This window comes from Amycolatopsis jejuensis (assembly GCF_000717335.1).
GTDB lineage: Bacteria > Actinomycetota > Actinomycetes > Mycobacteriales > Pseudonocardiaceae > Amycolatopsis > Amycolatopsis jejuensis.
Genome location: NZ_JNYZ01000002.1, coordinates 301,725 through 323,994 on the forward strand (window position 1 = coordinate 301,725; position 22,270 = coordinate 323,994).

General features: G+C 71.9%; 8 protein-coding genes. 4 read left to right on the forward strand and 4 right to left on the reverse strand.

The genetic code is table 11. The annotated features are described in order from the left end of the window. Positions 1-142: 142 nt before the first annotated feature. From OO71_RS02865 to OO71_RS02880, 4 genes are read left to right on the forward strand one after another with little or no spacing between them, the layout of a single operon-like run. A complete protein-coding gene (locus OO71_RS02865) occupies positions 143-3,925 on the forward strand; it encodes a non-ribosomal peptide synthetase (RefSeq protein ID WP_245633548.1) in 3,783 nt (1,260 codons plus the stop codon). Continuing rightward, the gene (locus OO71_RS02870) at positions 3,922-12,288 is read left to right on the forward strand and encodes a non-ribosomal peptide synthetase (RefSeq protein WP_033287992.1); all 8,367 of its coding nucleotides are present in this window, start codon (positions 3,922-3,924) and stop codon (positions 12,286-12,288) included. Before OO71_RS02865 ends, OO71_RS02870 begins: the two co-directional genes overlap by 4 nt. A 24-nt stretch (positions 12,289-12,312) precedes the next feature. Further along, a complete protein-coding gene (locus OO71_RS02875; protein WP_033287993.1) occupies positions 12,313-13,185 on the forward strand; it encodes a TauD/TfdA dioxygenase family protein in 873 nt (290 codons plus the stop codon). 16 nt (positions 13,186-13,201) lie between these two features. After that, on the forward strand, positions 13,202-14,422 hold the full coding sequence (locus OO71_RS02880; protein ID WP_033287994.1) for a cytochrome P450 family protein: 1,221 nt from the start codon (positions 13,202-13,204) through the stop codon (positions 14,420-14,422). Here the strand turns inward: OO71_RS02880 and OO71_RS02885 are convergent. The 4 genes from OO71_RS02885 to OO71_RS02900 all read right to left on the reverse strand — a co-directional run bounded on the left by OO71_RS02885 (position 14,419) and on the right by OO71_RS02900 (position 22,269). Next, positions 14,419-15,888 carry a serine hydrolase domain-containing protein gene (locus OO71_RS02885; protein WP_033287995.1) on the reverse strand — a complete coding sequence of 490 codons (1,470 nt, stop codon included), beginning with the start codon at positions 15,886-15,888 and terminating at the stop codon, positions 14,419-14,421. The two genes, OO71_RS02880 and OO71_RS02885, sit on opposite strands and share 4 nt — an antisense overlap. Beyond that, complete coding sequence (locus OO71_RS02890; protein WP_033287996.1) at positions 15,889-20,772, reverse strand: RHS repeat-associated core domain-containing protein; 4,884 nt, start codon at positions 20,770-20,772, stop codon at positions 15,889-15,891. It abuts the gene before it with no gap. A 141-nt stretch (positions 20,773-20,913) separates the two neighbouring features. After that, positions 20,914-21,636 (reverse strand): alpha/beta fold hydrolase, encoded by a 723-nt coding sequence (locus tag OO71_RS02895; RefSeq protein ID WP_033287997.1) that lies wholly within the window; start codon positions 21,634-21,636, stop codon positions 20,914-20,916. Between the two features lie 42 nt (positions 21,637-21,678). After that, on the reverse strand, positions 21,679-22,269 hold the full coding sequence (locus OO71_RS02900) for a TetR/AcrR family transcriptional regulator (RefSeq protein ID WP_033287998.1): 591 nt from the start codon (positions 22,267-22,269) through the stop codon (positions 21,679-21,681). Position 22,270 lies beyond the last annotated feature (1 nt).

A 22,270-nucleotide genomic window follows, 5' to 3' on the forward strand; every position in this document is an offset into this window, starting at 1 on the left:
GTGCCGTTCTCCCTTACGTGCCAGCGGATCGGGACTTCCGGGCAGACTTGCACGACAACTCGTTACCGCTGCGAACGTTCGGTGTTAACTTTTCGGAAAGGCAAGCAAATTTTCCCTGACCGTCCCCGAAAGGCCGTCCTCGATGCAGGTGTCCGCACCGCTGTCGTCCGGTCAGCAGCGTTTGTGGACGGTGTCCCAGCTCACCGAGGCAGGCTCGGCCTACAACGAAACCATGGCGTTCACCCTTCGCGGTCCACTCGACCGTGCAGCGTTGCGCCGGGCCCTCGACGCCCTCGCCGAACGGCACGAAACCTTGCGGACCCGCTTCGCCGTCGAGGACGGGCAACCGGTGCAGATCGTCCTCGACGAGACTGGTTTCCCGTGCACTGTCACCGATGTGACCGGACAGCCGGAGGACAAGGCAGCGCTGCGCCGTACCGAACCGTTCGAGCCGTTCGACCTCGCAAGCGCTCCACCGGCCCGGGCCCGGCTGCTCATCGACGGCCCCGAGCACCACATTCTGCTGATCACCGTGCACCACATCGTCTTCGACGGCTGGTCCCGCACGGTGCTCCTGCGCGAGCTCGGCGTCCTCTACACCGCCGAGCTGCGTGGCGACCTGGCGGACCTGCCGGAGACTCGTCCGTACCGGGAATACGCACGGGCACAACAGGATTGGCTCGCCGGTCCGGCTCCGCAGCCGCACGAGACGTACTGGGGCGACCGGCTCGATGGCGTCCCGGCAGTGCTGGATCTCCCTGCCGACCGCCCGCGTCCGGCCCGGCAGGACTATCGCGGAGCCCGGGTCCGCGTCTCCCTCGGGCCACACCTCACCGCTGCGGTGAAGAAGCTGGCACGCGAGCACGGTGTCACGCCCTATTCCGCGGTCCTGACCTGCTGGTCGATGCTGCTGTCCCGGCTTTCCGGGCAGGATGACATCGTTGTCGGTGTGCCGACGGCCAACCGCGGCGGGGGCGGCGAGTACCCGGCCACGATCGGATTTTTCGTCAACACCCTTGCCGTGCGGGCGGATCTGGGCGGCGGTGTGACCGGCGCGGTGCTGCTCAAGCAGGTCCGGGCGGCGCTCCGGGGCGCGATCGACCACGTCGGCCTGCCGTTCGAGCGGGTCGTCGAGCTGGTGAACCCGCCACGCAGCCCGGCGCACACGCCGTTGTTCCAGACCATGGTCGCGTGGGTGCCGACGGTGCACGACCTCCTGGAGCTGCCGGGAGTGGCCGCCGAACCGCTCGAAGTGGAGCACGCGCCCGCGAAGTTCGACCTGGCACTCGGCATGGCCGACGAGGACGGCGACATCACCGGGCATCTCGACTACGCCGTCGCCCTCTTCGACCATGCCACGGCGCAGCGGTACGCGCGGTATTTCGTCCGGCTGCTCGAACAGCTCGTCGCACGTCCGGACGCTGAAGCCACGAGCTACGAACTCCTGGACGAGGCCGAACGGCGCGAAATTCTCGCCTGGAGCGCCGGGCCGCGCCCGAATCGCCGGCCGGGCGGGCTCGTGGAGCGGTTCACGGCCCATGCCGATGCTGCCCCGGACGCCCCCGCCCTCGTCTGCGACGGCCGGACCAGCACGTACGGCGAACTCGACCAGCGCACCACCCGGCTGGCCAATGCCTTGCGCGCCCGCGGCGTCGGGCCGGGCGAGGTGGTGGCAATCCACAGTGAACGGTCGACGGAACTGGTGGTCGCCGTGCTGGGCGTGCTGAAGGCGGGCGCGGCGTACCTCCCCCTCGACCCGGCCCAGCCGCCCGCCCGGCGCGAGGCGATGATCGAGGACGCACGTCCGGCCCTCGTGCTGCGTGACGACCCGGATTCAATTGCGGCTCTCGCCGCCGAAGGAGACCCGAAGCGGCGACTGGTGCCGGCCGGGCCCGGCGAAACCGCGTACGTCATCTACACCTCAGGCTCGACCGGGCGTCCCAAGGGGGTCGCCGTCACCCACCACAGCGTTCTCGCCCTGTTCGACCAGTGGCTTGACCGCTTCGGCGCGACCCCGGGTGAGGCGACGTCGGCGTGGTCCGGCATCGGCTTCGACGCCTCGGTGCACGAACTGCTGCTTCCCCTCACCACCGGCGCCGTGCTGCACGTGGTGCCCGAGGACGTCCGGGCCGATCCGGCGGCACTGCTGGCGTGGTTGCGGGAACACCAGGTGGTGCAGGCCTTTCTGCCGCCCTCCTATGTCCGGTGGATCGACGAGGACCCGGCCCGCGCGGCCGGGCTGGCGCTGCGGCATGTGCTCACCGGGGTCGAACCCCTGCCGGAGGCCGCGCTCGCCCGGTTCGCCGCGGCCGTGCCCGGCCTCCGGATCTGTTTCGGCTACGGGCCGACCGAGGCCACGCTGTACGCCACCGCCCACTTCGACCCGCAGCCGGTCGACCGCCCGGCGCCGATCGGACGGCCGCTGCCCGGGTCGCGGATGTACCTGCTGGACGAACGGCTGCGGCCGGTCCCGCCGGGGATCGCCGGTGAGGTGTTCCTGGCCGGGGACTGCCTGGCGCGCGGGTATCTGCACCGGCCGGGGCTCACCGCGGAACGGTTCGTGCCGGACCCGTTCGCGCCGGGCGAGCGGATGTACCGCACCGGTGACCTGGCCCGCTGGCTGCCGAGCGGGGAAGCCGAGTACGCCGGCCGCCGCGACGACCAGATCAAGCTGCGCGGGTTCCGCATCGAACCCGGAGAGGTGACGGCCGCGCTGCTCGCGGTGCCTGGGGTCCGCGAGGCGGCCGTGCTGGTGGACCGCGCCGGTGAGCCAAAGCTCGTAGCCGGAGTGGCGGGCGGTGGCCGGACGCTGCACGAATGGCGCGCGGCGCTGGCCGACCGGCTCCCGGACTACATGATCCCGTCCGTGTTCGCCGAGTTCGACCGGCTGCCGCTCAACCCCAGCGGCAAACTCGACCGCGACGCCGTGCTGGCGCAGGCGCGGGCGAGCACCGCCGTCAACACCGTCAACACCGCCGCGCCGCGCGACCACGTCGAACTCGCGCTGCACCGGATCTGGCGGAACCTGCTGCTGCACCCGTCGATCGGCGTGTCGGACGACTTCTTCGACGTCGGCGGCACCTCGATCTCGGCGATCAAGCTCGCCCACACCATCGGCACGGAGTTCGGCCGTGAGCTGCCGATCCGGGACGTGATCCTGCACCCGACCATCGAGGCGCAGGCCGCGCTGCTCCGGGCGGACGAACCGGCAAGCGCCGGTGGCAGCCTGATCGAGTTCCGCCGCGGCACCGGCCGGGCGCGCGTCGTGTGCGTGCATCCGGCGGGTGGGACGGCATTCTGCTACCTGCCGCTCAGCGCGGCGCTGCCCGAGGACGCCGGGGTCGTCGGGATCCAGTCGCCCGGGCTCGGCCCCGGTGAGGAGCCGCTGCCGAGTGTCGAGGCGATGGCCGAGGAGTACCTGCGGCTCGTCGCGCCGCAGCCCGGTGAGGTCCTGGTCCTGTGTGGACTGTCCTACGGCGGCCTGGTCGCCTACGAGATGGGCCGGCGGCTCGCGAAGCGGCATCCGCGGGTCAGCGTCGTCCTGCTCGACACCGCGGGCACCGACGACCCCGCCGCGCGGGCCGCGATCGGGCCGGTCCCGGCGGCCGAGTTCCGCGAGAAACTGGTGCGGTTCAACGGAATGTACCCGGGCATCGAGGACGCACAGATCGAGCGCTACCACCGCACGTACAACCACAACCGGCACACCGCCCGCGAGCACGACCCCGGCGAATCGGCCGCGCGGGTGGTGTTCGTGCAGGCCACCGGCGAGGACACGATCCCGGGTGGCGACGAGTTCTGGCGCCGCCGCGTGCTCGGCGAGTTCGAGGTGGTCCCGGTCGGCTGCGGGCACTGGGACCTGCTCGAAAGCGCCGCGCTGCCACGGGTCGCGGAGCTGATCACCGCCGAACTGGCGGACCGATGACCTCGATCGCCCGCCGCATCCACGACCGGGCCCGGCTGCACCCGGACGCACTCGCCGTGTCCGATGGTTCCCGCCGCCTCACCTACGCCCAGCTCGACGCCGGAGCCGCCGCGGTCGCGGAAGCGTTGTCCCGCAAGGGGGTTCGCCCGGGGGATGCCGTCGCGGTCGCGCTGCCGCGGTCGGCAGAGCTGGTGCAGGTCATGCTCGGGGTGCTGCGGCTGGGTGGGCAAGTCGTGCCGCTGGACCGGCAGAGCCCGCCCGCCCGCCGGGACGTGATCCTTGCCGACTCGGGGGCGGCGGTGGTCGTCGACGACGAGCTGCCGCCTGCTGAACTACTTGCCGAATCCGCCGTCCCGGCCGACCCCGCTCCGGCGTCGTTCCTCTTCTACACCTCCGGCACGACCGGGCGGCCCAAAGGGGTCGAGGTGCGGGACGCGGGCATCGTCCGGCTGGCCGAGCCGGGCTGGCTCGACCCCGGCACGCGCTTCGCGTCACTGGCCAATCCGGCATTCGACGCGATCAGCTTCGAGGTCTGGGTCCCGCTGCTCGCCGGCGGCACGTGCGTGATCCTCGACGACGACACCGTCCGGGACCCGCGGGCGTTCGCCGACGCGCTGGTCCGCGAACGCATCGACACGATGTTCGTCACCGCCACGCTGTTCAACGCCGTCGCCGAAACCGTGCCGGACAGCTTCTCGACCGTGCGCCGGGTCCTGGTCGGCGGCGAGCAGCTCAACGCGGCGGTGATCCGCCGCTGGTACCAGGCCAATCCGGATGCGCCGACCCGGCTGCAGAACGGGTACGGCCCCACCGAGACCACGACGTTCGCGCTCAGCTACCCCATTCCGCGGGACTTCGACGGCGACGTGGTGCCGATCGGCCGTCCACTTCCGGGCACCGGTGCGGTGGCGGTGACGCCGGACCAGCGCGTGGCCGCCGAGGGCGAGGTCGCCGAGCTGTATCTGTCGGGAGCAGGGGTCGCGCCCGGCTACCGCGGCCTGCCCGCGGAAACCGGGGAGCGGTTCGTGCGGCTGCCGTGGTTCGACGACGGCCGCGCACGGTTCTATCGCACCGGTGACCTGGTGCGCGTGCTGCCCGGCGGGCTGTTCGCCTACGCCGGGCGGACCGACCGGCAGGTGAAGGTCCGCGGGTTCCGGATCGAGCCGGGCGAGCTGGAGCAGCGGCTCCTCGCGCATCCGGAGATCCGGCAAGCCCACGTCGCCGTCCGCCGCGCGGCCACGGCGGAGCTGCTCGCCTTCGTCGTCACCGGCGGTCTTTCCTACGACGCATTCGAAGCGCACTTGAGCGATACCGTGCCGTCGTACATGCGGCCGCACCTCGTCTTCCGGGTCGAGGAGCTGCCCCGGAACGCGAACGGGAAGGTCGACGAACCCGCGCTCCTGGCCAGTGGATTCCCGCCGTGGCGGCCGGGCAGCAGCGGCGAAGCGACGTCGTGGCAGCGCGAGATCCTGGACGTCGTCGAGGAAGTGCTCGGCCTTCCGGACGCCCGGCCCGAGGACACCTGGCTGCGGTCCGGCGGTGATTCGCTCAAGGCGTTGCGGCTGCGGTTCGCGATCCGCGAGCGCTGGGGTGCGGACCTGGCGCCGTCGGTGGTCCAGCGTGGCACGTTCGCCGACCTCGCGTCCGCGGTCACGGCCGCACGTCGTCCGCCCTACCCGGAGCTTGCCGCGCCGACCATCGCCACCACAGCGCCCGCGACCAGCGAACAACAGCGGCTTTGGCTGCTGCAGCAACGAAATCCGGGGTCGACGGCGTACCATGTGCCGCTTGCCTTCCGGATCACCGGCGAGGCCGACCTGCACCAGAACGTCCGCGCGGTCGTCGAACGGCACCCGGCGCTGCGGACGGCGTTCGAAGCCAGACCCGAGGGTCTGCGGCAGGTGGCGAAAGCGCCGTATGACCCGTGGATCGAACCGGACGACGACTTCTTCACCGCACCGTTCGACCTCGCGTCGGGCCGGCTGCTGCGGGCGGCGTGGCGGCCGGAGACCGACGGTTCGAGCACGTTTCTGCTGTGCCTGCACCACATCGCGGTCGACGGCTGGTCGCTGAACGTGCTCTTCCGTGAGCTGTCCGGCGGCGCTCCGAATCCTGGCGCGCACACGCCGTTCGACTTCGCCGGGTGGCAGTCGCGGTGGTTCGCCTCCCCTGCCTACCACGCCCAGCGGGCATCGCTGGCCGCTCGGCTCCCCGACGACCCCGGGTCCGCCGGCGACGCGTCACTCGCCGGGCGGCTGCGGATCACCACGATCGAGCGCACGCGGGTCGACGAATGGGCCGGTGAGCTGGGCCTGACCCGGTTCCAGCTCCTGCTGGGCGTGTTCGCCTCCAGCCTGTACGCGGTGACCGGGCGGACCCGGCCGCGGATCGCGTCGCCGGTGGCGAACCGGCCGATGCGGGAGTTCGAGGACAGCGTCGGGATGTTCGCCAATACCGTGCGGCTGCCGATGGCGGTGGACCCGGACGAAGACCTCGACCCCCAGCTCCGGCGGCTCGGCGCGGCGGCGGGCACGGTATTGGACCACCAGGACGTCGCGTTCGCCGACCTCGAACCGGCGCAGGCGGCGTTCGACTACCTGTTCGTCCTGGAGAACACCGACTTCGCCGCGCTGAAGGTACCCGGGTGCCCGATCAGTCCACAATGGATCGAAGCGGCCGAGGCCAAGTGCGCGCTCACGCTGTCGGTCGTGGAACGGCCGGACGGCTTCGACTGTCTCTGGGAGTACGGCGACGGCCACTTCACCGCGGCCGAAGCCGAGGCGCTCGGCGAGGTGTTCGCCCGCGCCCTCACCGAAGGCGGGACCCCGGCCGAGCTGGCGGAGCCGTACCGCCGCGGGTTGCCCGACCACGGCCGCGGCGAACCGGCAGAGCTGGCCTGGGACACCGTCGCGGAAGGGTTCGCGCGGCAGGTCGCACGGACTCCCGACGCTCCGGCTTTGGTCGGCGACACGACGCTGTCCTACGCCGAGCTGGACGCGCACGCGGCCCGCCTCGCCGCTGTCCTCCCCGACGACGCCACTGATGTCGCGCTGTACTTCCGGCCGTCGGCGGAACACGTCGTCGCGCTGCTTGCGCTGGCGCGGCTGAACATCACCGCGGTGCCGCTCGACCCCGGGTATCCGCCCGCGTTGCTGCGCGAAGTACTCGAGCGGGTCCAGCCGCGGTGTGTGCTGCTCGCCCCGGGCGACGCCTTCGACACCGACATCGAACGGCACTTCGTCACGCTGACCGACGGGCCGGTGCCGGACGTTCCGGCCCGCCGCGCCGGGCGGCCGCTCTACACGCTGTTCACCTCCGGCTCGACGGGCGCACCCAAGGGCGTCCGGGTCCCGGATCGCACACTGGCCAACCTCATCCAATGGCAGGACGCGCCGCCCGCGGCCACGCAGCAGTTCTCGATGCTGTCGTTCGACGTGTCGTTCCAGGAGATCTTCACGACCCTCTGTGGCGGCGGCCGGCTGCACCTGGTCCGCCCGGAGTGGCGGCACGACGTCCCGGCCCTGCTCGACCAGCTCGAAACCGCCGGGATCGAACGCCTCTTCCTGCCGTATGTCGCGCTCCAGCTGCTGGCCGAGCACGGCGCGCGGGCCCGGCGTTACCCGTCGCGGCTGCGGGACGTGGTCACCGCGGGCGAGCAGCTGGTGTGCACCCCGGCGATCCGCCGCTGGTTCGCCGGCCTGCCCGGCGTGCGGCTGCACAACCACTACGGTCCCACCGAAACGCACGTGGTGAGCGCGCTGACCCTCGACGGCAACCCGGAGCAGTGGCCCGAGCGGCCCGCGATCGGACGTCCGGTGGCGAACACCGCACTGCGGGTTGCCGACGCCACGGGCGCGCCCTTGCCGCCGGGGCAGATCGGCGAGCTGCTGATCGGTGGTCTCCCGGCGAACCGGTGCTACCTGGGCGAAGCGGCCGAGGAGAAGTTCGCCGAACTACCCGAGCTGTACTACCGCAGCGGCGACCTCGCGCATTTCGACCACTCCGGGCTGCTGCACTTCGACGGCCGCGCCGACCGGCAGGTCAAGCTCAGCGGGCACCGGGTGGAGCTCGGGCAGGTGGAGGCCGCGCTGCTGCGGCATCCGGACGTCGTGAACGTCGTCGTCGCGGCGGACGGGGACCGGCTGACCGCGTACCTGGAATCCCGGCGCGCGACCACCACTGCCGAGCTCGTCGCGCACCTCACGCCGCTGTTGCCGCCGCACGCGCGCGTCGACCGGTTCCGGGTCGTCGCCGCGCTGCCGCGCACGCCCAGCGGGAAGCTCGATCGCGACGCGGCACCGCGGACCCCCGGCGAAGACCTCCAGCGGGCCGCCGGGCACCCGAGCGAGCTTGCGGTGCTGTTCGAGGAAGTGACCGGGGTGCCGATCGGCCCCGACGAGACGTTCTTCGCCGCCGGTGCCACGAGCCTGTCGCTGATGCGGTTTCACCTGCGCTGCGCCGAGGCGGGGTACCGGTTCACCGTGGCCGATCTTTTCGAGCACGTCACCCTCCGGGACTTGACCCGGCATCTGGAGAGCGGTGCCGCCCCCGCGCCGGTCGCGGATTCGGCAGGCACCGACGAGCCGGTGGCCATCATCGGGATGGCGGTACGGCTGCCGGGCGCGCCGGATCTGGCCGCGTTTTGGAACCTGACAAGGGAAGGCCGCCGCGGTATCGAGGAATTCGCGGCGACCGAGGGGCTGGTCGGTGCGCGCAGTCTGCTGGACCGGCCGCTGGGGTTCGACCCCGAACATTTCGGGATCAGCCACCGGGACGCGGCGCTGATGGACCCGCAGCAACGGCAGCTGCTGATGTGCTCGGTCGAAGCGCTGGCGCACGCCGGGATCGCCCGTGCGGCGGGGCGGGTCGGGCTGATCGCGGGCTGCGGCGAGAACACGTACTTCCAGCAGATGCTGCGCGAGGCCGACCCGGCCGCGCTGCCGGACGGCTTCCAGCTCGCCCTCCACCACGAGAAGGATTTCCTCGCCACGAAGGTCGCCTACCATCTCGATCTGACCGGCCCCGTGCTCACGACCCAGACCGCCTGCTCGAGTTCGCTCGTCGCCGTGCACCAGGCCGCCGGGATGCTGCGAGGCGGCGAAGCGGACGTGATGCTGGCGGGCGGGGTCCTCGTCGATGTCACGCTGGCCGAGGGGTACCGATACCGGCCGCAGCACATCTTCTCCGCGGACGGGCATTGCCGCCCGTTCAGCGACGACGCGGACGGGACGGTCGGCGGCAGCGGTGTCGGCGTGGTGGTGCTGAAGCCGCTCAGCAAGGCACGCCACGACGGCGACACGGTGTACGCGGTGATCACGGGCTCCGCGCTGACCAACGACGGCGCCGTGAAACAGGGTTACAGCGCGCCTTCCCCGGCCGGGCAACGAGAAGCGATCCGGGCCGCGCTGCAGCGAGCCGGACGGTCCGGTGCGGATGTCGGGTACGTGGAAACCCATGGAACCGGGACACGTCTGGGCGACCCGATCGAGGTCGCCGCGCTGCGCGAAGCGATGCCGGACTCGGCCGGATGTGCGCTGTCGTCGGTGAAGAGCCAGATCGGCCACCTCGGCGCGGCAGCGGGAGTGGTCGGCCTGATCCGCGCGACGCTGGCCGTCCACCACGGCGTCCTCCCGCCGACCGTCGATTTCCGCGCCTCGAACCCCGCGCTGGACCTGGGCCCGTTCCGGATCCCGACCGAGGCCGAGCCGTGGCCCGCGGGCCCGCGCGTGGCGGGGGTGAGCAGCTTCGGGATCGGCGGGACCAACGCGCACGTGGTGGTGGAATCATCCCGGCCGGTGCCACGTGCGCCTGCCGATCCGGCCCGCCGCGTGGTGCTTTCCGCGCGCAGCGCGACTGCCTTGCGCCTCGACGCCCAACGGGTGGCGGACTACCTGGCCGCCCACTCTGAGTCCTATGTGGACGTTCTTCGGCACCTGCAGTCCGGCCGCGCGGAGGGCCGTTGGCGCGTGACCGCGGCGTGTGCCGATGCAGCGGCGGCCGTGGCGTGGTTGCGCACGGCGGAACCACAGGAGGTCGAAGCGGAGGGGGGTCGTACGTCGGCTCCGGCGCCGTGGGACTTCCCTCCCCCGGCCTTTGCCGAACGGGACTTCGACTTCCCGCGGCGGGCCACCGTCTCGCGGCTGCCCGAGGGCGACTGGCTGCACCAGCCCACCTGGGTCCGCCTCCGCCGGGCCACCGGAACCGCCGAGCGCACCGAACGGATCCTGGTCCTCAGCGGCCCGCTACCCGCACCGGCCTTGGACGCGGGGTACCGGCGAGTCGTGCGCGTCCACGCGGCCGATCACTTCACGAGGTCGGGGCCGGACACCTTCGAAGCCGACCCCGCCGACCCCGCGGACCTGCGCCGGGTGCTCGATGCCTTGCCCGGCGCGGAGATCGACTGGGTCCACACGCTGCCGCTCGGCATCACCGGACCCGTCGCCGAAGGCTCCCTTGCCCAAGCGCGCTGGGCCTGCCTCGACACTCCGGCCGCGCTCCTGCGGGCCATCGACGGCCGCCCGGTGCGGACATGGTGGGTTTCCGCCGGGGCGGTACCCGCGAATGGCGCCGTCACGCGGCCCGAAGCCGGGCTGCTCGCCGGGGTGACTGCCGTGGGGCCGCAGGAAAGCGGCGTACGCGGGCATTGGGTCGATCTCCCCGATCCCGGCCTGGACGCTCTCGCCGGACTGCTGACCGGGCCACCTCCGCCGCAGCGGGTCGCGTTACGAGGCGGGTTCTGGTGGACGCAGGAAGCGGTACCGGTGTCCGCGAGCGAGCGCATTCTCGCCGACGGGACGTACCTCATCCTCGGCGGCACCGGCGGCATCGGGACCGCCATTGGCGAGGTAATCCTGACCCGGACCACCGGCCGCGTCATTCTGCTGGCCCGCGAACCCCGGCTCCCGGCGGCGCTCGAACCGTGGGCGGACCGCGTCGACCTGCTCGCCGCTGATCTGACCACCGACCGGATCGACGTCGACGGACCGCTCGCCGGAATCGTCCACGCCGCCGGGGTACCCGACAGCGGTCTCATCGCCACCCGCAGCCCGGACCCGCAGGCCGCCAAACTCGCCGGTGCCTTGCTCACCGAGCGGCTGATCGAACAGCACCGGCCCGCGGTCGCCGTTTACTGTTCCTCGCTGTCCGCCCAGTTCGGCGGCACCGGACAGCTGGATTACGCCGCTGCCAACGGATTCCTCGACGCACTCGCCCACCTCGACGGCCCGACCGAGCGGCTGTCGATCGGCTGGGACGTATGGCGCGACACCGGCATGGCCGTCACCGCCTTGGAATCCGACACCCGGCACCAGGCGCACCTGAAGGTCGGCCTCAGCTCCGAAGAAGGTCGCCGCACCTTCTCTCGCGCGCTCGGGTCCGGACTGCCGCACCTGCTCGTCGCAACCACCGGTCTCGACGCCGCCCGCACGTTCCACGAGCGCGACACCCAAGCCCCGGCCCCGGCCACCGATCCCGAAGCGGAACTCACCGAGGAAGTCCGCGCGCTTCTCGGCGCCGCCGAACTCGACCCGGACGTGCCGCTGTACGACCTCGGCGCCGATTCCCTGATGCTGCTGGACGTCGTCGACTCGGTGAAACGCCTCTTCGGTGTCGACCTCGACCTTGCCTGGCTCGGCCCCGAGGTGACGATGACCGCGCTGCTCGCGAAGTTGTCCACCGCCGAGGACACCAGCGACGTCGTGGTGCAGCAATGGCGTGAAGGACGGGACGCGGTGTGTCTCGTGCATCCGGTCGGCGGTGACGTGCATGCGTACCGTCCGCTCGTCGAGGCCCTGGACCCGAGCCTCGGTGTCTGCGTGATCGCCGACCCTGCCTTGAACCGGCCGGAACCACCGGGCTGGTCCGTCGCAGAACGGGCCCGCCGGTACCACGCCGCCCTGCACACTCAATTCCCCGGCTACCGCTGGCAACTGGCCGGATGGTCGTTCGGTGCCTGGGTGGTGGCCGGGATGGCCGCCGAGGCCGAGGCGGCCGGGCAACCGGTGCGGGCACTGCACCTCATCGACCCCCCGCCGCCCGGCGCCAGTACCGCGGACTACGACGACACCCAGCTGGAGGCCGTGTTCCGGCGGGAGCTCGGCGGCGCCGCCGACGACCACGCCCGGCGGCTCGCCCGGGCCTGCCGCGCCAACCTCGACAGCATGGCCGGACACGAGCTGCCCCGGCTCACCGCGACCGCCAGCCACGTCTGGCTGGCCACCGAACCCGAACCCGGCCTGCCGGTCGCCGACCGCACCGGCTGGCAGGCCCTGCTCCCCGACCCGAGCCGCTGGCACGAACTGCCCGCGACGCACTACCGCATCGTGGCGGCCACCGCCATCGCCGACGCACTGTCCGCCCCCTGAAACCCCTGGGAGGGAAAGGAAACCATGGAGCAGTACGAACTCGACGCCGTCAGCCGGATCACGACGCGGCCCGCGCCCGGCTACCGGACGTTCACCGTCCACGGCCTCACCCCGGTGATCGGCGCCGAGGTCTCCGGCCTCGACCTGACCCGCGAACTCACCGGCGAACAGCTCACCGAGCTGAAGACCGCCTTCCTCGACTATCACGTCCTCGTGTTCCGCGACCAGGACATCACCGGCGAGGACCACAAACGGCTGGCCGCGAGCTTCGGTGAGCTGCGCCCGGTCAACCCGCCGCCCGAACACGGCGACCCGTACATTCTGGAGGTCGCGACCGCGCCCGAAGCGGCCAACGTCTTCGGCAACGGCTGGCACGCCGACGGCACCGCCGACGCCGAGCCATCCCTCGGCTCGATGCTCCATATCACGCGCATGCCCGACCCGGGCAGCGGCGGCGACACCCTGTTCGCCAACATGCACCTCGCCTACGACATGCTGTCGCCGAAGATGAAGGAGTTTCTCGCGGACCTCACGGCGGTGCACGACGGCGCGCTCGCGTTCCGCGGTCACCAGATCCCGGCGGGCTACCAGGTCCCGGTGAGCGAGCACCCGCTGGTCGTGCGGCACCCGGAAACCGACCGGCAGCTGCTGTACGTCAACCCCGCCTACACCTCGCACATCCCCCAGCTCTCGGCCGACGAGAGCCGCGCGGTCCTCGACCTGTTGTTCTCCCTGGTGCCGAACCGGCCGATGCTCGCGTGCCGCGTGCGGTGGGCGCCGAACACGCTGGTGTTCTGGGACAACCGCTGCGTCCAGCACCACGCGACCTACGACTACTACCCGCACACCCGCTACGGCACCCGCGTCGCGATCAACGGCGGCCCGCTCAAGGGCTGACCAGGGAAGGATTTCCGTGCAGCACAACCGGTGCCCCGTCGTGGACGTGCGCGACCCGGCCGTCCTCGGCGACCCGATGGGCGGCTACGACCGCATCCTCGCCGAGTCGCCGGTCTGCTGGGCCCGCCTGCCCAGCGGCGAGGAAGGCTGGCTGATCACCCGGAGCGAGGACGTCCGCGCCGTCCTGTCCGATCCGGCCGTGCGCAACGATCCCACCGGCCTGCCCGGACCAGGCGCACAAACCCAGGAGCAGGCCTTCCTCGCGCTGGGCACTCCGCCGGAGCATCTGCCATACCTGCGCGCGAGCCTGCTCAGCCTCGACGGCGCCGAACACACCCGCCTGCGCCGCAGCATCAGCCACGCGTTCGGCGCCGCGCGGGTCGCGAGCCTGCGCCCGCGGGTGCAGGAGATCGTCGACGGGCTCCTCGACGGCCTCGACCCGGCCGCCTCGGTGAACCTCATCGACGACTACGCCTATCCGCTGGCCATGGCCGTGGTCTGCGAACTGGTCGGCGTCCCCGAAAAGGACTGGGCGGACTGGTGGCACTGGGGCAAGGTGCTGGTCGGCGGCGATCCGGCGCAGATCACGCCCACGCTCGGCGAGATGTTCTCCTACTGCCACGCCCTCGTCGACCAGCGCCGCGCCGAGCCGCGCCGCGATCTGCTCAGCGAGGTGGTCGCCCAGGACGACCTCATCGACGTCGACATCGTGGCCGTCGTGGTGTTCCTCGTGCTGGCCGGGCACGAAACCATGGCGCACATGCTGTCCAACGGAGCGCTCGCGCTCATGCGCGATCCCGCCCAGCGAGAGCTGCTGCGCACCGAGCCCGCACTGTGGCCGGCGGCGGTCCGCGAACTGGTGCGCACCGACGGTCCGGTGCAGCTGGCCCGCCTCCGCTATGCCGCAACCGACCTTGTGGTCGGCGGTGTGCAGATCCGGGCCGGGGACGCGGTGCAGGTCGTTCTCGGCGCAGCCAACCGGGATCCCGCGCAGTTCGCCCATCCGCACCACGCCGACGTGCGGTGGCAGGCCGAGCACGGCGGCAGCGAAGGCAGTGTCGGATTCGGCTGGGGACCGCATTTCTGCCTCGGGGTCGCACTGGCGAAAGTGGAGGCCGAGGTCGCGCTGCGGAGCCTGTTCGAGCGCTTTCCCGCCGTGCACCCGGTGTCCGAACCGGAATGGGTGCCGTTGCCACGAGGACGGCACCGGGTCGCGCTGGACGTGCACCTGCGCTAACGCGCGAAGGCCCCGACCGGCATCATCACGTCCGCGCTCGCCGCTCCACAGTCGAGCATCCACAACGCTGCCGCCGGACCGAGATCCCGGCCCAGCGCACCGAGTGCGTCCGGATCAGGCGCGACCGCCCGCGCGTGTTCCACGCCGCGCGCGAACGCGTCCGGGTTCCAGCCGCTCACGTCGGCTGCGCTGAGGCAGCGGGCCCCGGCGGTCAGGTCCCCGATCGGCAGCGGGTCGGGGATGCCGAGCAGACCGTGCGTGCGTTCCCCGAGCAGCACGCCCATCCAGTACGAGCTTTCCTCCGTCGGCCGGGGCCCGGTCCGGTGGGGGCTCGGGTCCGGCGCCGGAAGCCCGGCCGGGACCCCGGACACCGCCCACCGGCCCGCCCACTCGACCGCCAGTCCCGGCGCGCTGCGGGTGGCCGGGTTGTGGAACCGGGCCATGTCCCAGCGGTTGCCGACCGCGACGGCGGCGAGGTCCCGGTGCGGCCACACCCGTGCCTCCCACCAGAATCCCCACGGGAACGCCGCGGTGTGGCCCCACCACCAGTCGTCGCCGAGGTCCGGGTCGGCGAGCTCGAACGTCAGCCCGGAGAACGACCGGGCGCCGCGGCCCGGTCGCGGGAAATGCGGCGTCACCATGGTCGCGAGCGACTCCGGCCCGACGAGACCGCGGTCTCCCCGCGCGGTGCGGAGCAAGGATTGCAGCAACCGCCCGGCATCCGCGGCGCTCGTGTACATCCCGACCCCGGGGTACGCCGCCGTGCGCACCGGCGGGCTCGGCAGGCACCAGTCACCGAATGCCGTGTACCCGGTCGCGCGCGCCCGGTCCGCGGTGGCCCACGGATTCCGGGTGCCGTCGTCGATGCTCGTGTCCTTCATTCCGGCCGCGTCGAACACCTCCCGCCGCACGCGCGCACCGTAAGGCTCACCGGTCAGATGCTCGACGGCCCCGCCCAGCACCCCGACCCCGAAGCTGGAGTACGAATACCGGCCGGGGACCGTCAGCAGCGGCAACGCTCCGCCGTACTCGACGGCCCGCCCGGCCTCGTGCCTGCGCCGGAGGTAGTCGAGGACCGGTTCGGCCGGAGCCGCCTGCGCGGTGGCCGTGACGATGTCGCTGTAGTAGCCGCCCTGATGGGTCGCCAGCATGGCCGCCGTGACCGGTTCCGGGTCGCGGCCCCGCAGCCCGGCGGGCAGCAGCTGATCGATCGGCGTGTCCAGGGCGGCTGCGCCCGCCTCGACCAGCTGCTGGAAAACCAGCCCCGTCACGGGTTTCGTGAGCGAACCGCCCGGTGCGACGGTGTCGCCGGTCATCGGGGTGTTCGCCGCCAGGTCGGCGAACCCGGTGGCCGCGGTCCGCAGTTCGGCGCTGGTCGCCACCGCGACGGCGACCCCGGGCGTGCCGGTGACCGCCGCCAGCCGCGGCAGGACGGTGTCCAGTGCCGTCATCACAGCGTCGAGCATCTAGCTCGCGCCCGGGTCGAGCCGCGGGCGCTTGGGCGGGCGTCCGTCGGGAACGTCCGGCAGCTTCGGCGCGGTGGGCGTGGTCGGCGCGTTGGGGGTCGGCCCTTGGGGCTTGTAGGACGGCCACGGGCCGCCCTGGTTCTTGAACCCCGGATCGTCGCGGTTCCAGTACTCGGGCCGGGCGCCGTTGTGCGGGCCGGGCGCCTGGTACCGGTCCTCTTTGGACCCGCTGGACGACGAGCGGCCGTTGGACTCGATGCCGTGGTAGGTGCCGGTCTGCTTGTTGTGCTCTACGTTCTCCGCCCGCGGGCGCTTCATGCCGTTCTTGTTCCAGTCGGTGCCCGCCGCGGTGTCGTGGCCGAGGACACCGCCCTGTTTCTTCGGGTCCTTGCTCTTCGGGTCCTTGCTGTGGCCGACGATCTCGTCGCCGGGCTTGCCCGCGTACGACTGGCCGGGCTCTTTCGTGTCGAAGCGCCGGTTCGGCTGGCTGAGCCAGTTCTTCAGCTTCGTCTGCTCGGGACGGCTCAGCTTGCCGAGGTTGTTCTTGTCCAGGTGCGACAGCCCGGGCGGCAGCGGTGATTTCGCCGCCTTCGCCCACAACGGGATCATGTTCCCGTGCATGTGGCCCGGGTTGCCGTATCCGGCTGCGACCCGGTTCGGCTTGTCTTTGTACTTGCCCGCGGGTGACACCTTGTCGTACCAGGAAGGCCCGTGCCCGGGCACGTCCGTGTTGATCTTGAGATCCGGCCGTCCCCGCGGTGTGCTGCCCGACGGCTTCGTCGCGCTGCACGACTGCGGGGCGAGCCCGAGCGGGTCGGCGTAAGCATGCGGGTTGCCCGCGAAGGCGTACTGATGGGGACCGCCGTCGAGGCGGATCGGGTCCGGGCTGAGGTACCGGGCCAACGCCGGGTCGTAGTAGCGCTCCAGGTTGTAGTGCAGCCCGGTTTCGGCGTCGTGGTACTGACCCTGGAACCGCAGCGGGATGCCGCCCCCGGCCGCAGTCTCCGGACCGGCGGTGCCCCACAGGCCGGTGCGCGCGTACCAGGTCACGCGGCCGTCCGGGCCGACCAGTTCCGCGGGCGCACCGGCGAGGTCGGGCACGATCAGGCTGAACCGCTCGTCGACCCACTCCTGCGGGCCGCGGAGCGCCAGTTCCCGCTGCAGCAGCGGGCGGAAGCTGTCCGGCTCGTAGTCCCACGCGGTGACCCGGCCGCCGGTGGCCTGCTCGACCAGGACCTGGTTGTCCCAGGTGAAATCGACCCGCTCCAGCACCGAGACGCCGTCCGCGGCGAAGTGTTCCTTCGCGATGCGGCGGCCGAACGGGTCGTACGTGTAGTGCCAGCGGGTGCCATCCGGCACGAGCACGTCGGTGAGCCGGTCGTCCGGGCCCCACGAGAACTGCCAGACCGCGCCCGGCAGCTCGCGCCGGACCATCCGGCCGCGTTCGTCGTGGACGTACCGGCCGGTGCCCGCGGCGGCGACGACGTTGCCGTGGAACATCCGTGCACCGAGCAGGTGCTGGTCGGTTTCGGTCGGCCAGTTCGCGTCGGTGAGGTTCCCCGCCGGGTCATAGGTGTAGCGCTCGGTCCACCACGGCGACTGGACCCCCGTGACACGGCCGGCGCCGTCGAGGGTGAACTCGCGCGGGCCGGTGAGCTGGTCGCGGACCGCGCCGAGGTGCCCGTCCGGGCGGTAGTGGTACGCCCGTTTCTGCACCGGCTGCCCGGTGCCGGTGCTGATCGTCTGCGCGAGCAGCTGGGCGGCGGGCGACCACGCGTGCCCGACCGTGACGCCGGTGTCGAGCGTCCGGCGGATCTCCCGGCCCGCCGCGTCGCGGTCGAACCGCAGCGTGCGGCCACCCGCATGCAGCGCGACCGGCTCGCCACCGGCGTAGTCCCAGGTGCTTTCCGCGCCGGACGGCGTCTGCCGCCGGATCCGGCGTCCGGCCGCGTCGTAGGCCGACCGGATCGTGCGGCCGTTGACCGTCTCGACGGTGATCCGGCCGGCCGCGTCACGTTCCAGGGTGACCCGGGTGCGTCCGTCGTCCGCGCCGGTGAGACGGCCGTCGGGGTCGTAGCTGTACTGCGTGGTGACGGCGCCGGCCGTGTGCTCGACGACGTTCCCGGCCAGGTCGTAACGGAAGGTCGAGGTGCCGGCCGGGTCGGTCCGTTCGGCCAGCTGACCGGCCGCGTCGTAGCGGTACTGCGCGGTGACACCGCCGAAGTCGGTCTCCCGCACCAGGTTTCCGGCGGCGTCGTACTCGTGGTGCCAGACCAGGCCCTGCTCGTTCGTGACCGTGGTGAGCCGCCGCTCGGTGTCGTAGCCGAACGAAACACGGGTGCCGTCCGCGCGGTTCTCCGCGGCGAGAAGGTCGAAGTGGGTGTACTCGCCGACGCTCACCGCAGCCCCGGCATCGGTGTGCGCACGGGCGTTGCCTTCGCCGTCGTACGTCCATTGGTCGAGCGCGCCGTCGGCGTCCCGGTGCCACGCGAGCCGACCGTCCACTGTGTACCCGAACCGGTCCTGCGCCCCGGCCGGGGTGGTGATCGCGACGATCCGGCCGAAGCGGTCCCGGTCGTACCGGGTCGTGCCGCCGCGGGCGTCGGTGACCGCCAGCGGTAGCCCGCTCGCGTCGGACTCGATCCGGGTGGTGGCCCCGGTCGCGTCGGTGACCGACGTGAGGACGCCGCGGGCGTCGTAGGTCCGGGTGATGGTGGCGCCGTCCGGTTCGATCTCCCGGAGCAGGTTGCCGTCCTCGTCGTACTCCCAGCGCTTGACCAGTCCGGACGGGGCGGTCATCGACACCGGCGAGCCGAACTCGTTGCGCTCGTAGGTCGTGCGCGCGCCGTCCGGGGCGGTGACCGACAGCAGCGCACCGAGGCCGTCGTAGGTGTACGACGTGGTGCGGCCCAGCGGATCGGTCTCGCGGAGAAGATGGTCGTAGGCGTCCCATGCGTACTGGGTCGTGTTGCCGAGCGGGTCGGTCTCGGCGACCAGCTGACCGGTCTCGTCGAGCCGGAACTCCGTGGTGTGGCCGAGGGAGTCGACGGACCGGGTGATGCGGTTGTCGGTGTCGTACTCCATGGTGCCACTGAGGAATCCGCCGGAACCCTCGGTGCGCACCACGCGTCCCGCAGGGTCGTAGTGATAGCGGTACCACTCGCCGTTGCGATCGGTCCACGACACGATCCGGCCGGCGTCGTCGTAGGCGTACTGCATGGCCGCGCCGGACGGGTTGACCACCTCGGTGAGCCGGCCGTCGGTGTATCCGAAGCGCACGAGCTCGACGTCCGGACCGGCGCCGATCGAGTGGTACGCGGTGACGCGGCCGCCGGATGTGGTCACGCGCACGCGGTACCCGGCGCTGTGCTGCACTTCCACCGGAGTGCCCTCGGCGTCGCGCAGGTAGTCGATGCGGTGGCCGTGCCGGTCGGTGAGCGAAAGCAGCGCGCCGGTGTCCCCGGTGAACCGCATCGCGGCGCTCGTTTCCTGGTCTTCCACCAGGTAGCTGCCGTCCTCCAGCCGGGTCATCGGGCGCAGCGGGCCCTGTCCGGCGACGGTCCAGGTGCCGACCTGCGGATGCGGGTAGTGCTGCACCGTGCCGTCGGCGACCGCGAGGCTGACCCCCGCGTCGTGCACCTCGATCCGCTGGTCCACAGTGGACATCCAGCTCGTGCCGAACAGCCCGCCGGTGCGGAACCCGGAGAAGTGCGTGCGTTCCAGCCGCAACGGCAGCGTGCCGAGGAACTCGGCGTCGACCTCGGCGAGGATCATCTGCCCGGACGCGACGTCGATCGGGTCCTTCTCGCAGCGGACGTTGTCCGGCGAGCGCGGGTTGCTGCCCTGGTCCTTCAGCGGCGGCGATTTCGGTTGTGGTGCCGGAGGTTTCTTGGCCACCGGCGGCGGGGGCTGCATCCCGCGCGGGGTGGGCGGCGGGACCGGACCGCCCCCGCCGTGGCTGCCGCTCGGCGGGGGATCGCTCTTCGGCACCGGCGGCGGGTCGCTCTTCGGCGGGGGCGGAGCCGCGGACGACGTCGTGGTGCCGTCATCCCCCTTGCCGCCCTTGCCTGCGGGCGGCGCCTTCGGGGCAGGCGGCAGGTCCTTGGGCTTCGGCGGGGCGGACGTCTTGCCGCCCTTGATGCCTTTCAACGCCTTGGCGGCGTCGCCGAACAGCGTCCCGGCCTTCTTGAGCAGCGGCATCAGCGCCTTGAGCGCCTGCACCAGCCGGGTCGTGAGCTTCGCGATCTGCGCCGCGGTCTTCGCCACCGCGGCGACCACCTGCGGCACCACCCACGCCAGGCCGATCCCGAGCGTCAGCAGCACCTGCAACGCCCAGCTGATCATGTGCCCGACCAGCTGCGCGATGATGTCCCGCACCAGCATCCGCACCGCCGCGACGACCTCGCCCGCGGTCTTCACCCCGGACGCCGCGCCCTCGCAGCCCTTCTGCGTGGTACCCAGCAGCGCGACGACGTCCTCGGTGCGCTTGCGGTACGCGTCGCTCGATTCCCCGCTCCAGGACTGCAGATCCCGCTGGACCTGGTCCTTGAGGTCGGTGCCGATCGACTCGAGTTCCTTCGCGACGTTCTGCCAGGTCTCTGCCTGCGCCTTGATCTGGTCCGCGTTCCCGGTGAGCCCGTTGAGCGCCTCCTTGAGCGGACCCACGTGCTCCATCAGCCAGGCGACCCCGGCGGCGAGGATCGCGCCGAACGGGTCCAGCGCCATCGACAGCGCATCCAGCGCCGTCCCGACCGCCCCCATCGCGACCGACGCCCACGACCCGCCCTCGATCGCCTTCTTCAGGTCCGCCGCGCCTTCGAGGAGACTGATCCCCGAGTACGCCGTGGTCGAGTCTTTCGTCGGCGCAATGAGCGGATTGCTCACGAGAACCCCCTGGCCCGTCGATCACCCGGACGCACCAGCGCCCCCTCTGACGGCCGAAGGTAGCAGCGGTTTTCCCGGTGCTCCGGGCAGACGGCGGCCTTGCCTGCGCGGCTGCCCGTCCGGCCACCCGAACGGGCCCTTTCAGCTCCGGCCGTTGAGATCGAGGAATTCGAACACCGCCGCCTGCAGCTCGTCCCCGGCAAGCGCCCCCTGATGGTCCCCGGTGACGTGCTGCAACCTCGCGTGCGGGACCCGCGCGACGAGCTGTTCGATACCTTGCGCCATCGGGTCTTCCTGCCCGGCGAGGAACAATGTCGGCACGGCAGGTACCGCCTCGGCCGGGTCGAACGGCTCGGCCGCCAGTCCCTCGACCAGGTTCAGCAGCGAGGTGGCATCCCCGGCGGCGGCCATCCCGGCAATGGCTGCGGTGAGCGGGTCGGCCGGTACCGGGCCACCGCGGACCGCTGCCCGCGCGGCGGCGAGATCGACGGCCGCGAAGGGTTCCTGCGGGCTCAGACCACCGAGAACGAGGCGGCGCACCGACATCTTCGGATGCGCGGCGAGATCCCAGGCCAGCCGGGCGCCGAGCGAGTACCCGACGACGTCCACCTCGCTCGGACCGGCGGTGGCGGCCAGTGCGTCGATCAGCTTGGTTGTAGTGACCTCAGCGGCTGCAGGCCCGCCGGGATGTCCGGGCAGGTGCACCTCCACGGCTTCCCGCCCCGCGGCGGCCAGTGGTGCGGCCCATCGCTCGGCTGGCCAGTCCGCGTCCGCCGACGACGCGAATCCGTGGATCAGCAGAACCGGCGGCCCGGCGGCAAGGCGAGTGGGCGGCGTGCGGGTCGCCGGAAGCAGGATTGTCATTCTCCAAGCGTAGACAAACCCGGGAGGCCGGTCCAGGCTTGCTCAGGGAGCAATCCGCGCCATCAACCCGTCGACGTACGCCCGGTACCGCGCCGCCACCTTGCCCACCGGATGCATCAGGCTGGTCACGTTGGCCCCGATCGAGACCGCGACGATCTCGTCGGCCAGCACGGTGATCGCGGGCGCATCGGGTTTCTCCCCGGCACCGCGGGCCGCGGCGATGCGGACGGTGAGCTCGGCACGCCAGCGGGTGAGCAGGTCACGATACTGGCGGGCCAGCTCCGGGTTCGCCACCGAATGTTCCCACAGCACCAGCAGGACCCGCGCGGACGCGATCTGGTGTGCGTCCATCGGGATCGCCGCCTCGACGAAACCGCGCAGGGCGTCCATCGGGCCGAGGTCCGGGTCGAGCTCCGACATCCGTTGCGCGGTTTCCTGCAGGACGCTCTCGAACGTCGCCGCGATGATGCTGTCCTTGCTCGGGAAGTAGTGCTTGAGGGCACCGTTCGCGAACCCCGCCGCGGTGACGATGCTGCGCATCGTGGCCGCCTCGAACCCGCCTTCGATGATCAGCTTCTTGGCGACCTCGACGATCTCCCGTCGTCGCTGATCGTGATCGATGACCTTCGGCATG

Coding starts and splice junctions, on each gene's coding strand:
- OO71_RS02875 (WP_033287993.1), top strand. CDS start 12,313: ATGGAGCAGTACGAACTCGACGCCGTCAGCCGGATCACGACGCGGCCC.
- OO71_RS02865 (WP_245633548.1), top strand. CDS start 143: ATGCAGGTGTCCGCACCGCTGTCGTCCGGTCAGCAGCGTTTGTGGACG.
- OO71_RS02885 (WP_033287995.1), bottom strand. CDS start 15,888: ATGCTCGACGCTGTGATGACGGCACTGGACACCGTCCTGCCGCGGCTG.
- OO71_RS02900 (WP_033287998.1), bottom strand. CDS start 22,269: ATGCCGAAGGTCATCGATCACGATCAGCGACGACGGGAGATCGTCGAG.
- OO71_RS02895 (WP_033287997.1), bottom strand. CDS start 21,636: ATGACAATCCTGCTTCCGGCGACCCGCACGCCGCCCACTCGCCTTGCC.
- OO71_RS02870 (WP_033287992.1), top strand. CDS start 3,922: ATGACCTCGATCGCCCGCCGCATCCACGACCGGGCCCGGCTGCACCCG.